Source organism: Rhodobacter calidifons (assembly GCF_011174775.1).
GTDB classification, from domain to species: Bacteria; Pseudomonadota; Alphaproteobacteria; order Rhodobacterales; family Rhodobacteraceae; genus Tabrizicola; species Tabrizicola calidifons.
In genome coordinates this window covers 170,301-183,440 of record NZ_JAANHS010000005.1, presented here as the reverse complement: position 1 = coordinate 183,440, position 13,140 = coordinate 170,301, and the positions used below count along the sequence as shown (strand labels likewise).

At 68.3% G+C, this 13,140-nt stretch carries 13 protein-coding genes; 4 read left to right on the top strand and 9 right to left on the bottom strand.

The window, feature by feature from the left end; translation table 11 throughout:
* The first annotated feature begins 37 nt into the window (after positions 1–37).
* Positions 38–985, top strand: coding sequence for a L,D-transpeptidase (locus tag G8O29_RS08935; RefSeq protein ID WP_242679006.1), 948 nt, complete (start codon positions 38–40; stop codon positions 983–985).
* Between the two features lie 48 nt (positions 986–1,033).
* On the opposite strand, the gene G8O29_RS08930 is transcribed toward G8O29_RS08935, so the two are convergent.
* The 3 genes from G8O29_RS08930 to G8O29_RS08920 form a co-directional block, all read right to left on the bottom strand.
* Positions 1,034–1,717: a D-lyxose/D-mannose family sugar isomerase gene (locus tag G8O29_RS08930; RefSeq protein ID WP_166402888.1), complete on the bottom strand. Its 684-nt coding sequence runs from the start codon at positions 1,715–1,717 to the stop codon at positions 1,034–1,036.
* A gap of 120 nt (positions 1,718–1,837) precedes the next feature.
* On the bottom strand, positions 1,838–2,065 hold the full coding sequence (locus G8O29_RS08925) for an N-(5'-phosphoribosyl)anthranilate isomerase (protein ID WP_128516870.1): 228 nt from the start codon (positions 2,063–2,065) through the stop codon (positions 1,838–1,840).
* Positions 2,066–2,100: 35 nt separating this feature from the next.
* Positions 2,101–3,660, bottom strand: a complete 1,560-nt coding sequence (locus G8O29_RS08920) for a helicase HerA-like domain-containing protein (RefSeq protein WP_166402887.1) — start codon at positions 3,658–3,660, stop codon at positions 2,101–2,103.
* Positions 3,661–4,120: 460 nt separating this feature from the next.
* On the opposite strand from G8O29_RS08920, the gene G8O29_RS08915 reads away from it, so the two are divergent.
* Positions 4,121–4,804, top strand: coding sequence for an invasion associated locus B family protein (locus tag G8O29_RS08915; RefSeq protein ID WP_242679004.1), 684 nt, complete (start codon positions 4,121–4,123; stop codon positions 4,802–4,804).
* A 78-nt stretch (positions 4,805–4,882) separates the two neighbouring features.
* Here G8O29_RS08915 and G8O29_RS08910 read toward each other — a convergent pair whose 3' ends face one another.
* Genes G8O29_RS08910 through G8O29_RS08895 form a run of 4 tightly spaced genes read right to left on the bottom strand, consistent with a single transcriptional unit; the run spans position 4,883 to position 9,078 of the window.
* The gene (locus G8O29_RS08910) at positions 4,883–6,082 is read right to left on the bottom strand and encodes a beta-ketoacyl-[acyl-carrier-protein] synthase family protein (RefSeq protein WP_166402885.1); all 1,200 of its coding nucleotides are present in this window, start codon (positions 6,080–6,082) and stop codon (positions 4,883–4,885) included.
* The gene (locus G8O29_RS08905) at positions 6,079–6,345 is read right to left on the bottom strand and encodes an acyl carrier protein (protein ID WP_166402884.1); all 267 of its coding nucleotides are present in this window, start codon (positions 6,343–6,345) and stop codon (positions 6,079–6,081) included. Before G8O29_RS08905 ends, G8O29_RS08910 begins: the two co-directional genes overlap by 4 nt.
* On the bottom strand, positions 6,345–7,442 hold the full coding sequence (lpxD, locus tag G8O29_RS08900; protein ID WP_166402957.1) for a UDP-3-O-(3-hydroxymyristoyl)glucosamine N-acyltransferase: 1,098 nt from the start codon (positions 7,440–7,442) through the stop codon (positions 6,345–6,347). The genes G8O29_RS08905 and lpxD overlap by 1 nt, the downstream gene beginning before the upstream one ends.
* 28 nt (positions 7,443–7,470) lie before the next feature.
* A complete protein-coding gene (locus G8O29_RS08895) occupies positions 7,471–9,078 on the bottom strand; it encodes a L,D-transpeptidase family protein (protein ID WP_166402883.1) in 1,608 nt (535 codons plus the stop codon).
* 336 nt (positions 9,079–9,414) lie between these two features.
* On the opposite strand from G8O29_RS08895, the gene mepK reads away from it, so the two are divergent.
* Positions 9,415–9,984, top strand: a complete 570-nt coding sequence (mepK, locus tag G8O29_RS08890) for a peptidoglycan L,D-endopeptidase MepK (protein WP_166402882.1) — start codon at positions 9,415–9,417, stop codon at positions 9,982–9,984.
* A 151-nt stretch (positions 9,985–10,135) separates the two neighbouring features.
* Here mepK and G8O29_RS08885 read toward each other — a convergent pair whose 3' ends face one another.
* Positions 10,136–10,879 (bottom strand): RlmE family RNA methyltransferase, encoded by a 744-nt coding sequence (locus tag G8O29_RS08885; protein ID WP_166402881.1) that lies wholly within the window; start codon positions 10,877–10,879, stop codon positions 10,136–10,138.
* Complete coding sequence (locus G8O29_RS08880) at positions 10,876–12,030, bottom strand: Ppx/GppA phosphatase family protein (protein WP_166402880.1); 1,155 nt, start codon at positions 12,028–12,030, stop codon at positions 10,876–10,878. Before G8O29_RS08880 ends, G8O29_RS08885 begins: the two co-directional genes overlap by 4 nt.
* A 187-nt stretch (positions 12,031–12,217) precedes the next feature.
* Between G8O29_RS08880 and G8O29_RS08875 the strand changes: the two genes are divergently transcribed.
* On the top strand, positions 12,218–12,889 hold the full coding sequence (locus G8O29_RS08875; protein WP_166402879.1) for an outer membrane protein: 672 nt from the start codon (positions 12,218–12,220) through the stop codon (positions 12,887–12,889).
* Positions 12,890–13,140: the final 251 nt, after the last annotated feature.

Sequence of the window (13,140 nt, the reverse complement as noted above, 5' to 3'; positions counted from 1 at the left end):
CATCCTGTCGGCAGGCCTTCTGATACGGATCCGTTTGATGACCATGACTTCGCGCCTTCCCTTTCGCGGTTCCGCACTGGCCTTTCGCGGTTCCGCACTGGCTCCGGCCCTGATGTCGCTCGCGCTGCTGGCCGCCTGCGTCGAGCCGACGGCAGGGCCTGCCGCCAGCACCGCCCCGGTGCCGAAGGTGGATGAGAACGTCTACCTTGCCACGATGGATTCCGGCATCACGATCCCGGCGCTGCCGGTCGAGAAGATCCCGGAAACCTACCGCCGCCAGGTGGTCTCGTTCAAGACCGACCAGCCGGCGGGCACGATCATCATTAACCCGGCGACCAAGCTGCTGTACTATGTCCTCGGCGACGGCAAGGCGATCCGCTACGGGATCGCGGTGGGCAAGGCCGGCTTCGAATGGTCCGGCGAGGCCATCGTGGCCGACAAGAAGCCCTGGCCGCGCTGGATCCCGCCGAAGGAGATGATCGCCCGCCGGCCCGAACTGGCCGAGTACGATGAGGTCGGCCAGCCTGGCGGTCCGACCAATCCGCTGGGCGCGCGCGCGATCTATCTGACCTCGGGCGGACGCGACTATGGCTACCGCATCCACGGCACGCCGGAATGGCAGTCGATCGGCCGCAACGCCTCGTCCGGCTGCATCCGGATGATCAACCAGGATGTGCTGGATCTCTACAACCGGGTGAAGGGCGGCGAGAAGGTGATCGTGCTGACCGCCTCGGGCGAGATGCCGAAGGGTCTCACCATTCCGAAACCCGTGGCCCCGAAGGTCGCCGCCGGGCCTGCGGTGGCCAAGCCGGCCCAGATCCCGGCCAATGCGATCCCGGCCCTCAAGGTGCTGCCGCCACCCAGTATCGCCACCGGCGCGGCGGCAACTCCGGCAGCGACGACGCCGGGAGGCTCGCCCGCCACCACCGCCTGCCCGCGTCCGCTGGTGAACGGCCTCTGCCCGCCCGCAACCGAAGGCAACTGAGCCTTCCTTCGGCCCGACATCGAACAGGGGCGCCCGGCGCCCCCTTCCTCATTGCAACCAGCGGTCGTAATCGCTGACCAGAAGATGCCAGGGCGCCTCGTCCTCCTCGATCTCGGCAAAGCGGCCGATGGGCTCGCGGAAGATGTTGTCGGTCAGGTCGTCGTTCACGGTCGAGACCTCGCCGATCAGCACATCGCCCCCCTCGCCCCAGAAGGCATGCCAGTCCCCCGGCATCAGCGTGACGCTTTCGCCGGGAGCCAGCTTCAGCCTGGTCCCCGGGCCATAGGGCGTGTCGATCCCGTCGCAGCGCACCATGCCGCCGCGGTCCCAGGCGAAATTGCCCTGATCGTCCGATCCGTAAAGCTCGACCACCAGCGTCGCCCCGCCGCGGTTGATGATGTCCTCGGCCTTGATGACATGAGTGTGCATCGGCGAAAGCTGATCCTGCCGCGAAATCAGCAGCTTCTCGGCATAGCACATGCCGCCGCCGCGCTTGAGGTCGGCCAGCCGCCCGTTGCGCAGGGTGAACAGGAACAGCCCCATCTCGTCGAACCGGCCCTGGCCATAGTCGGTAATGTCCCAGCCGCAGCGCGCCGTGACGATGGCGCTGGCATCCTTGCGCGCCTTGAACTCCTCGGGCGACCAGTTGGCAAAGGGCGGCAGCACAAAACCGTAGCGGCGGATCATCTCATCCGCCGCGCGCATGATCTCGTTGATGCGTGACCGTTTCATGTCTTCCTCCCGACTCGCCCGCCGAGATGATCCGATTTCCCGACCGATGTCACCGGGCCACCCCGGAAACCCTGCGCTTTCCGGACCGATTTCCGCAGGAAATCGCGCCCGGCCCTGCCGTCACGCCAGACGGCGGATCGGTTCGCGGTTGCAGAAGATCACCATCTGCCCCGCATTCTCCACCACCGAAAACCCCCGGCGCCGCATCTCCTCCAGAAAGGCGGCGCGGCCGTAATAGCGGTCGATGTCGCGCGCATTGCGCCGGATCACCGCGCCGGTGGCCGCGGCGCGCGAACTGAAAAGTTCGGCCAGGAACTGTTCGGGAGAGACGGGCGGCAGCATCGACATGCGCCGATCCTGCCCCGATACAGGTTGACGGCCGGTTAACGCTTGCCGAACAGCGAGCCCAGAACGCCGCGCACCAGCGCCTGACCCGACCGGGTGCCCAGCTGACGCGCGAAGCTTTTGGCAAAGGCCTCGCCGATCGAATCCGACCGGCTGGACGCACTGGTCGTCCGCGGCTTCGGCGTGCCGTAGCCCTGCCCGTCATAGCGCCGGGCGCGCTCGAACTCGCGCTTCTCCTCGGCCTGCCGCGCCTCCAGCTCGGCCGCCTCGCGCGCCGCCGTCTCGGCCCGGGCGCGCAGCTTCTCGAAGGCGCTTTCCCGGTCCAGCACCTGCTCATATTTCCCCCGGACCGGCGAGCCCGCCATCACCGCCGCCCGCGCCGCATCGTCGATCGGGCCCAGCTGGCTCGACGGCGGCCGGATCAGCGTCCGCTCCGCGATGCCCGGGATCCCCTTTGCCTCCAGCAGCGAGGTCACGGCCTCACCCGTCCCCACGTCGCGGATCGCCTCGTTGATCCTGAAGCGCGGGTTCGGCCGGTAGGTCTCGGCCGCCTTGGCCAGGTCCTTCTGATCCTTCGCGGTGAAGGCGCGCAGCGCGTGCTGCACCCGGTTGCCCAGCTGGCCGAGGATGTTGTCCGGCACATCCGCCGGGTTCTGGGTGATGAAATAGACCCCGACCCCCTTGGACCGGATCAGCCGCGCGACCTGTTCCACCTTGGAAATCAGCGCCTTGGGCGCATCGGTGAACAGAAGATGCGCCTCGTCGAAGAAGAAGACCAGCTTCGGCTTGTCCGGGTCGCCCACCTCGGGCAGCGCCTCGAACAGCTCGGACAGAAGCCACAGCAGGAAGGTCGCATAAAGCCGCGGCGAATGCATCAGCCGGTCGGCGGCCAGGATGCTGATCCGCCCCGCGCCCGAAGGATCGACCGTCATCAGGTCCATCAGGTCCAGCGCCGGCTCGCCGAACAGCCCCGCCCCGCCCTCGTTCTCCAGCACCAGCAGCCGCCGCTGGATCGCGCCGACCGACTCTTTCGACACCAGCCCGTAGCGCGCCGAGATCGCCTGCGCATTCTCGGCCACGAAGGTCAGCAGCGCCTGAAGGTCCTTCAGGTCCAGCAGCGGCAGTTCCTCTTCGTCCGACAGCCGGAAGGCCACGTTCAGCACGCCCTCCTGCGCCTCGCTCAACTCCAGCAGGCGCGACAACAGAAGCGGCCCCATCTCGGCCACCGTCGCGCGGACCGGATGCCCCTTCTCGCCGAAGAGGTCCCAGAAGATCACCGGAAAGCTGCGATAGTGCAGGTCCAGGCCGATCTGCGCCGCGCGCTTCGTGAAGGCGTCGTGCAGCTTGCCTTCGGCCGAGCCCGGCGCCGAGATCCCGGCCAGGTCGCCCTTCACATCCGCCATGAATACCGGAACGCCCGCCGCCGAAAAGCCCTCGGCCAGGATCTGCAATGTCACCGTCTTGCCGGTCCCGGTGGCGCCCGCGATCAGACCGTGACGGTTGCCGTATTTCAGCAAGAGCCGCTGCGGCAGTCCATAGCCCTCGCCGCCGCCGCCGATGAAGATGCTCTCTGCTTCGCCTGTCTGTTCCGTCGCCATCGCCACCCACAATCCCCGGTTGAACCGCCTCTCCGGCCGGTCATGCCCTGCTCACCGGACCGAACATACATTGTTAACCTCATTCTGCCAGACTCAACTGGCCGGACCTCGGGACTTGGCGGGTCCGGCGGTGACTTCCTCCCTGTCGACTGGCCGCGCCCTTGAAAAGGCGCGGCTTTTTCCGCTTCGTTCTGCAAAAGAACCCGTTGACGGGCAGGGTTTTCCGCCGTAGCGTCGCTATCCATGAAGTCGGCCAGTCCGACAGGGAGCAAAAACAGTCACGAAAAGGGCCGGTCTTGCCGGCCCTTTTCCATTTTCGCCAAAGGCGCGTCAGAGACGCGCCGGGATGCCCCGGGCGCGCGCGCAGAACCCTGCCGGGCCATGCTTTTCGCACCTGACTCGGGTCTGCCGCCATGCTAGAGACCCCCAGACACTCGACCGACCAAAGGAAATGTCGAAGATGGCAAAGACCACGAGCATCGCCCTCGCCCTGTTGCTGACCCTGACCTCGGGCCCGCTGGCTGCGCAGACCACCGAGACGCCCGCCCAGGGCGACGGAACCGTTGCGGCTGACGCACCGACCGCCGACAATCTCTCGCTCGGCCAGGAAGTCGGTGCAGCCGCCGATGGTCCGGGCAGCACCTATGTCGCCGCCAATTTCGAAGCCTGGGAACAGCGCTGCGTCCGGACCGAGACCGGCAAGGATCCCTGCCAGCTCTACATGCTGCTCAAGGACAAGGACGGCAATTCGGTGGCCGAGTTCACCATGTTCAACCTGCCCAAGGGCACCCAGGGGCCGGCCGTCGCCGGGGCCACCTTCATCGCGCCGCTGGAAACGCTGCTGACCGCCGGGATGATGTTGCAGATCGACTCGGCGAAACCCAAGGCCTATCCCTTCACCTTCTGCACCCAGATCGGCTGCGTGGCCCGGGTCGGCTTTACCGCCGAAGAGATTGCGCAGATGAAGAAGGGGGCGAATGCGAAGATCGTCATCGTCCCCTTCGTCGCCCCGGACGAAAAGGTGGAACTGACGCTGTCGCTCAAGGGCTTCACCGCCGGCTATGACGCGGTGGCCGCCGCGAACGACGCCGCGGACGAGGCCGCAAAGGCCGCGGGCGCTACGGCTCCGGCGGCCAATCCCTGATCCCCGCGCCTTTCGCGGTCGCGCGGAACCTTGCCTTGCGGCCGGCCTTCGGGCCGGCCGCTGTCATTCGGCACGGCGTCAGTCGGCGCGGCGGAAGGCCAGCACCGCATTCAGCCCGCCGAAGGCGAAGGCATTGGACAGCACCGCCGTCACCTGCGCCGGGCGCGCCTGTCCGACCACGACATCCAGCCCGCAGTCCGGGTCGGCCGCCAGGACGCCCGCGGTCGGCGGCAGCAGGCTCTCGGTCAGGGCCTGGATGCAGGCCATCGCCTCCAGCGCGCCGGTCGCGCCGATCGCATGGCCATGCATCGCCTTGGTAGAGGAAACCGGCGGCGGCGCCGGACCGAAGACCTCGCGGATCGCCACCGCTTCCGCCCGGTCGTTGGCCAGCGTGCCGGTGCCGTGCGCGTTGACATAGCCGATCTCCTCCGGCGCCAGGCCCGCATCGGCCAGCGCCGCCCGCATCGCGCGCACCGCACCATCGCCGCCCGGTGCCACGATGTCGGCCGCGTCCGCCGTCATCCCGAAACCCGCGACCTCGGCCAGGATCCGCGCCCCGCGCGCCCGCGCGTGGTCCTCGGCCTCCAGGACCAGCACCCCGGCCCCGTCGCCGATCACCAGCCCCTTTCGGCCCAGCGAGAACGGGCGGCAGGCATCGGGGGCCAGCACCCGCAGCCCCTCCCAGGCCTTGACCCCGCCAAAGCACAGCATGGCCTCGGTCCCGCCCGCCAGCATCACCTCCGCCGCCCCGGCGCGGATCAGCTGGAAGGCCAGCCCGATCGCATGATTGGCGCTGGCGCAGGCCGAGGACACCGCCAGCACCGGACCCCCCAGCCCATGCCGCATCGACAGATGCGCGGCCGGCGCATTGTGCATCAGACGCGGCACCACCAGGGGCGAGACGCGGTTGCGCCCTTCGGCGTAGACCGCGCGATAGCTGTCCTCCCAGGTCCCGATGCCGCCCGCCGCGGTGCCCAGGATCGCCCCCCCGCGCGGGCCGATCGCCGCAGGCAGGCCGGCCATCGCCACCGCCTCGGCCCCCGCGACCAGCGCATATTGCGTCACCCGGTCCAGCAGCGGCAGATCCTTCGCAGGAAACCGCTCTTCCGGCCGCCAGTCGCGGACCTCGGCGCCGATGCGGATGCTCAGCCGCTCGGCCTCGCGGAAGGTCAGCGGGCCGATGCCGCAGCGCCCGTCGCGGAAGGCGGCCAGGGTGCCCGGAAGGTCATGGGCCAGCGCGTTCACCGTGCCGAGGCCGGTGACGACAACCCGCCTCATCCGGCCTTCGCGGCGATCAGCGCCTCGACGCCGCGCACGATACTGCCCACGGTCGAGAAGTCGAAATTCGGCTGGTCGGGCTCGTTGGCGTTGAAGGGCACGCTGATGTCGAACCGCTCTTCCAGCGCGAAGATCGCCTCGGCCTTGCCCAGGCTGTCCAGCCCCAGATCCTCGATCCGTGCATCCGGCGCGATCTCGGCGGCGGGCAGCAACAGCTGCCGCGCCAGGATCTCGATCACCGCTGCTTCGATCTCTGCCCGCATCAGTCCCGCTCCGGCCCCGACTCGCCCGCCCTGCCCTTTTCCAGCGCCGCCACCCGGTTGGCAAGCCGCGGCAAGCGGCGCAGCGCCTTCTGGATCTCGACATGGGTCTCCATCTTCACAGCCGGATAGCCCAGCAGCACCCGCCCCGCGGGCGCATTGGTGAAGACCTTGGTCGCCCCGCCGCAGATCACGTCATCGCCGACGAAGATGTTGTCGTTCACCCCGCATTGCCCGCCCATCACCACCCGGTCGCCGATCCGCGCCGACCCGGCGATGCCGACCTGCCCGCACAAGAGGCAGTCGCGCCCGACCTGAACGTTGTGGCCGATGTGCACCAGGTTATCCAGCTTGGTGCCGGACCCGATGACAGTGTCGCGGATCGTGCCCCGGTCGATGCAGACATTCGCGCCGATTTCCACGTCATCGCCGATGGTGACGGCCCCCAGCGAATGGATGCGCGTCCAGCTTTGATCCCGGATTTCGGCGCGGCTGCCCAGGGTCTCGCGGATCTCCTCGACGCCGGACTTCTCGGGCGTGACGAAGCTGAACCCGTCCGCCCCGATCACCGCCCCCGGCTGGCAGATGAAACGGTCGCCGATCGTGACCCGCGCGCCGATCCGCGCGCCTTGCAGGATCAGCGCATCCGCCCCGATCCGCGCGCCCTCGGCGATGGACACGTGCGAGGCGATCCGCGCCCCCGGCCCGATCACCACGCCCGCACCGATCACGACGAAGGGCCCGATCGCCGCACCCGCGCCGATCCGGGCGGACGGGTCCACCAGCGCCATCGCATGCACCCCCGGCGCGATGGCCGGCCCGGGGTCCATCAGCCGCGTCAGCCCCGACATGGCCAGCCGCCCGCGCGGCGCGAAGATCGCCGCCTTCAGCCCCATGCCCCGCCAGTCCGCGCCCGGCCAGACCACCGCCGCCTGCGCCCGGCCCTTGCCGATGCCCTCGCCATAGCGCGGGTCCATCGCCAGGGCGATCTGGTCCGGCCCGGCCGCTGCGGGCTCGGCCGCGCCGCGCACGGTCAGATCAAGGTCACCCTCCGCCTCGGCCCCCAGAGCGGCTGCGATGTCACGGATCGTATGGCCCATGCTTCCCCCGGGCATTCCTGCCAAAGGTCTATCCCTGAACGCCCGCCAGTTCCACCCCGGCCGCTTCCAGGGCCTCCCACAGCGCCGCATCCCGCCCATAGACGTCGCGGCGATAGCTGATCCGGCCCCGGGCATCGGGATAGGCGGTGAAATAGACCAGGTGGACCGGAAGATGCTCTTGCAGCCTGACCACCGTCTCCTTGCCGGTCTTCAGCGCCGCCTCGAACTCTGCCTCTGCATTGTCGACCTGCCAGGACAGAAGCTCGTGCGCCAGACCGAAGGGGTCCGCCACCCGGATGCAGCCATGGCTGTAGGCGCGCACCTCGTGGTCGAACAGCGATTTCGACGGCGTGTCGTGCAGATAGATGTTGTAGGGATTGGGGAACATGAACTTCACCTTGCCCAGCGCATTGCCGTCCGAGGGCGGCTGGCGCAGGCCAAAGGGGAAGGTCTTGGCGGAATAGGCCGCAAAGTTGACCGATCCGCGCGACACCACGCGGCCCCGGCCGTCGATCACCTGCAAGTGGCTGACCGCATTCGGATTGCGCTGCAACAGCGGCAGGTATTCCTTCACGATGATCGACCGCGGCACCCCCCAGGAGGGGTTGATGACCATGTGCTCCATCTCGTCGGAAAACTCGGGGCTTCGCTGGTCGGGGACGTTCTTGCCGATCACCACCCGGGTCTCGAAGATGGTCTTGCCGCCGTCCACGATCTTCGCCCGGAAATCCGGCAGGTTGACCCAGATGTGCTTGCGCGTGCGGTCGATGTCCATCCACCGCTCGCGCTCCATCGCCACGATCACCGATTTCAGCCGGGCTTCGGGGGGCTGGTTGATCTCGGCCAGCGTGGCGGCATTCGCCACGCCGTCCGGCGTCAGCCCATGGGCCAGCTGGAACGCGGTCACCGCAATCTGCAACCCGCGGTCGTAGCTGGCGACCGGGGTCGGGGCAAGATAGCCCATCCGAACCAGCCGGTCGCGCAGCGCCACGACCGCCGGTCCGCTGTCGCCCGGGGACAGGGGCCTGGCCGCGACCGGCGCGCCCCAGCCGCCGGCGGCGATCTGCGCCTCCAGCCCGATCTTCGCCTTCATCAGTTGCAGATAGACCGGCGATTTCGGCTCCAGCCATCGCAGCACCGCCTCGGGGTTGCCGTTGGCGATACGGGTCAGCAGGGTCTTCGGGTCGATCCGGTCGATCTCGCGCACAATCCCGGCGTCCACCTTCCGCGGCTCCAGCGCGCCCGAAGTCAGGTCGCGCGCCCAGGCCAGATAGGCCTGGGTCATCTCCACCTCGATCCGGCCACGGTCGCCTTCGGTCTCGGCAGCCCGCAGCCGCGCCATCAGCGCCGCCGCGTCATAGCGCGCCACCGGCAGGCCATGGTCCCGCGCCGACAGGATCGCCGCCAGAAAGGCCGCGCGCCGCCCGGCATCCTCGGGCCCGGTCCACAGCGTCCGGTAGCCGGTCTCGCGATACCAGTCCGCCACGACCTGGTCGGAAGAGGCCGTCGCGGCCAGCGACCGGGTGAAGGCCGCCGTCTGCGCCGGAACCGCAGGCGCGATGCCCTGGCTCAGGACGAAGGCGAGGGGCACAAGCCAGGACCGGCCGAAAGGCTTGCGCAGGGAATGAAAGTGCATTCTGTCCTCGTTCTCAACGACTTGAACCATTTGCGCCATGTTTCCCCGCAACGGACAGCCTTGTCCATTCACAATGCGGAAGACCCATGTCGTGGCCGCCAGATTGTGTCGCCTCGGGCAACAGACGACGCCGAAACAGGTGCAGTTCCACCACACAGGGCGAATTTCACCGCGGTTAAGCAGAAATTTGCCGATGTCGGTTGTGCTGCCGCCCTGGCGGACAATCGGCGCTTGGGCTTCGATTCGACATGTGCAATAACGTGGCTGCACTTGGGGAAGAAGTGGCACGAGAGCTGCGCTACGGCAGTCGAAGACAGCACGGGGACAGACGGCAGAATGACGGACATCAAGCTCAACAGCGTCTCGCGACGCGGCCTTCTTGGTGCGTTCGCGGCAACGGCTCTGGTTGCGGCGCCGACCTACACCAACGCTTTCGGTCTGCTGAAGGGGGCCGGCGACATCCGCAGGATCCGCATGTATTCGGGCCGCACCGGCGAAAGCATCGACACGATCTACTGGATCGAAGGCGAATACATCCCCGAGGTCATCAAGGAAATCAACCACTTCATGCGCGACTGGCGGACGGATGAGGCGGTGAAGATGGACATGCGCACCATCGACATCATGGCCGCGGCGCACCGGCTGATGGACGTGTCCGAACCCTACATGCTCCTGTCGGGCTACCGCTCGCCCCGGACCAACGCGATGCTGCGGTCGCGCTCGCGCGGGGTGGCGAAGAATTCGCTGCACATGGTGGGCAAGGCGGCCGACCTCCGGCTTCAGTCGCGCTCGGTCGGGCAGATGGCCAACGCGGCCGCGGCCTGCGCCTCGGGCGGGGTCGGCAAGTATTCGCGGTCGAACTTCGTCCACATGGATTGCGGCCCGGTCCGCAGCTGGGGCGGCTGATCCTTTCCGCACCGCGAAACAGGGCGCCTTCGGGCGCCTTTTTCATGCGCGCCGCACCGAACCGCGCGTCGATGGCCCTTGCCGCCTCCTCGCTGACCTCCCTTTGGCTCGGTTCCCGACGAGAAGCCGAAGGCGCACGAGGAGGCGTCCCTCAGACCGCCGCGGCTTCGATCTCCCGTCCGCGGAACCCCATCGCCACCACGAACTTTTCCGAACTGTCGGCCCGGCTGGCCGGAGGCTTCACATTCGCCACCTTGCGGAAGTTGCGCTTCAGCATGGCCTGCATCTCGTTCTCGGCCCCGCCCGCCAGCACCTTGGCCACGAAGGTGCCGCCGTCCTCCAGCACGTCGAAGGCAAAGGCCAGCGCCGCCTCGACCAGGGCCACGATCCGCAGATGGTCCGTCGCCTTGTGGCCCGAGGCCGCCGCCGCCATGTCCGACATCACCACATCCGCCCGGCCGCCCAGCCAGCCCTTGACCTTCTCGTCCGCCTCGTCGGACAGGAAATCCAGCTGGTGAATCTCTGCCCCGGCGATCGGCTCGACCTCCTGAAGGTCCACGCCCAGCACCCGGCCCACCGGCTTCTTCGGGTTCTGCCCCAGCGCATTGACCCGCACAACCGCCACCTGGCACCAGCCGCCGGGCGCGCAGCCCAGATCCACCACCCGCGCGCCGGGTTTCAGGAACCCGTACTTGTCGTCCAGTTCGATGATCTTGTAGGCCGCGCGTCCGCGATAGCCCTCGCGCCTCGCCCGCTGCACATAAGGATCGTTCAGCTGCCGCTCCAGCCAGAGGGTGGAGGACAGTTTCCGCCCCTTCGCGGTCTTGACCCGCACCCGCAGCTCGCGCTGGCCGCGTCCGGAGGTCGGCTTTCCCGAGGTCGGTTTCTCGCTCATGTGTCAGGCCCGTCTTCCAGGACACCATCCGCGCTCATCTGCGCATAAAGAAGCCCCTCCCTAAGGCCCCGGTCGGCGACCGACAAGCGGTCCGTGGGCCAGATCCGCATCAGGGCCTGAAGGATCGCCGCCCCCGACATGATCAGCGCGTGCCGGTCGCGCCCGATCCGCGGGTCGGTCCGCCGCCCTTCCGGCCCCAGCGCCAGATATTCCCGGATCACCAGGTCGATCTGGTCGCTGGTCATCTGCAACCCGTCCACCTTCGTCCGGTCATAGCGTTTCAGGTTCAGGAAGGACGCCGCCACCGTCGTCACCGTGCCCGAGGTGCCGATGATCTGGAACCCCTCGCGCGGGTGCTCGGCATTGTAGGGGCTGAAGCTGGCCAGGTTCTCCTCGAAGAACCAGCTCATCAGCGCAAAGCGGGCGGAATCGTCGTCCACATCGCCGAACTGGTCCTTCAGCGTCGCCACGCCCAGCGGCACGCTGATCCAGTCCACCACCCGCGCCACCGCGCCTTCGCCCTGCGCGTCAAAGCCCGCGTGCAGCCGCATGATCGCCCGCGCCCGGTCGGCAGGGGGCACGGTGCTCAGGTCGATCCAGACCAGCTCGGTCGAGCCGCCGCCGATGTCCACCACCAGCAGCTGCTCGGTCGTCGCGCTGACCAGCGGCGCGCAAGAGATCACCGCCAACCGTGCCTCCTCCTCAGGGGCGATGATCTCCAGCGCCAGGCCCGTCTCGCGGCGGACCTGGCGGATGAAGTCGCGGGCGTTGCGCGCACGCCGGCAGGCCTCGGTCGCGACCAGCCGCATGCGCCGGACCCCGTGCTTGGCGATCTTCTTCTCGCAGATCCGCAGGGCCTGGATCGCGCGCCCCATCGAGGCCCGCGACAGCCGGCCCGAGGCTTCCAGCCCGATGCCCAGCTGTACCGATTTCGAGAAGCTGTCCACGATCGCGAACTGACTGCCCTGTGGCTGGGCAATCAGCATCCGGCAACTGTTGGTGCCAAGATCCAGCGCCGCGTAAAGCGGGGCCGGCCCCGGCCGGGATAGGGCTGACGGCTCATCGGCGCGGGAAACGGCCTGCGACAAGCTGTGCGGCGTCTCGACCTGCGCCTCAGTCGCGTCCGCCCTACGGGGACGCTCGGGCGTCATGACCGCCCTCCATCTGTGGTTGGATCAAGGGTAGTCGGCTTCCTCCGCCGGTGCAAGCGCGCATCGCAGCCCTCGCCCTGTGGCGGATCTGCACAGCCCCGGCGCCGGTGCGCCCCTGCCTGCGCGCAAATGTTGACGGGGGCGGCACTTGGTGCCTAGCCTTCGGAAAAAAGAAAAAGAGGCAGAGATGACCTGTCGGCACGCGGTCGCGCTTGCGGCCCTTCTGTTCATGTCGCCCCATCTGCCGGCTTCGGCCGAACAACCCGCACCGCGCCTTGCGTCCGACGCCGTCCCGGACTGGAGCGGCCCCTACCTCGGCCTCGCCCTTGCCGCCCCCCAGGGCGGCAACAGCTGGCGCCAGGCCTCCAGCGGGCTGGAGCTTGTGCCGGGCGACTGGCGGGGCAACGGGCTGGTGCTCAGCCTCGGGCACGACTGGCAGCGCAACCGGCTGACCTATGGCGCCCGGATCGACTATGGCCCCGGCAGCCACGTCGCCCGACCGCGCAACGCCCTGTTCATCAATTGCGCCGATTGCGCGACCGAGGTGGACAACCTGACGACCCTGACCGGGCGCATCGGACTTGCCGCGGGCAAGGCGCATCTGTTTGCCGAAGGCGGCTGGGCGCGCGGGTCGGTCACGGCGACCAATCTGGGCGGCCTGCTGACCTATGCCGACGCCGACCTGTCCGGCTGGACCCTCGCCGTCGGCGCCGAGAGGCAGGTCGCAGACGGCCTCAGCCTGACGATCCGCTACGATCACATCGACCTCGGCGCGCAACCCCTGCCCGACTACGTGCCCACCGGCGAAACCAGGATCGAGATCGGCCGGATGCAGATCGGCTTCGCCAGCCGCTGGTGACCGGATCGCACCCGACCTGCCGCCGACGCCTGCCCCTGCGCGCCCCTGCGACACCGCAGGTCCCCTGCATCGACCTGATGCATGAACAAGGTGAAGATTTCTCATCCTCTGCGGGTTGGACAACCGCGCCCGCGTCGCATAGCTTCGCGCCCCGGGTCGCATCCCGCTTCCGCCATGTCGAAAACCGACATCGGTTGTCGGGGATCGGCCCGTATCAACGGGATCAGCACCGGCAAGGGGAATCATCGCAA

Bases quoted from the DNA above. Each gene is read 5' to 3' on its own strand.
- G8O29_RS08885 (WP_166402881.1), bottom strand. From the start codon at position 10,879: ATGAGCGAGAAACCGACCTCGGGAAAGCCGACCTCCGGACGCGGCCAG.
- G8O29_RS08920 (WP_166402887.1), bottom strand. From the start codon at position 3,660: ATGGCGACGGAACAGACAGGCGAAGCAGAGAGCATCTTCATCGGCGGC.
- G8O29_RS08905 (WP_166402884.1), bottom strand. From the start codon at position 6,345: ATGCGGGCAGAGATCGAAGCAGCGGTGATCGAGATCCTGGCGCGGCAG.
- G8O29_RS08935 (WP_242679006.1), top strand. From the start codon at position 38: ATGACCATGACTTCGCGCCTTCCCTTTCGCGGTTCCGCACTGGCCTTT.
- G8O29_RS08925 (WP_128516870.1), bottom strand. From the start codon at position 2,065: ATGTCGATGCTGCCGCCCGTCTCTCCCGAACAGTTCCTGGCCGAACTT.
- G8O29_RS08875 (WP_166402879.1), top strand. From the start codon at position 12,218: ATGACCTGTCGGCACGCGGTCGCGCTTGCGGCCCTTCTGTTCATGTCG.
- mepK (WP_166402882.1), top strand. From the start codon at position 9,415: ATGACGGACATCAAGCTCAACAGCGTCTCGCGACGCGGCCTTCTTGGT.
- G8O29_RS08895 (WP_166402883.1), bottom strand. From the start codon at position 9,078: ATGCACTTTCATTCCCTGCGCAAGCCTTTCGGCCGGTCCTGGCTTGTG.
- G8O29_RS08910 (WP_166402885.1), bottom strand. From the start codon at position 6,082: ATGAGGCGGGTTGTCGTCACCGGCCTCGGCACGGTGAACGCGCTGGCC.
- G8O29_RS08880 (WP_166402880.1), bottom strand. From the start codon at position 12,030: ATGACGCCCGAGCGTCCCCGTAGGGCGGACGCGACTGAGGCGCAGGTC.
- lpxD (WP_166402957.1), bottom strand. From the start codon at position 7,442: ATGGGCCATACGATCCGTGACATCGCAGCCGCTCTGGGGGCCGAGGCG.
- G8O29_RS08915 (WP_242679004.1), top strand. From the start codon at position 4,121: ATGGCAAAGACCACGAGCATCGCCCTCGCCCTGTTGCTGACCCTGACC.
- G8O29_RS08930 (WP_166402888.1), bottom strand. From the start codon at position 1,717: ATGAAACGGTCACGCATCAACGAGATCATGCGCGCGGCGGATGAGATG.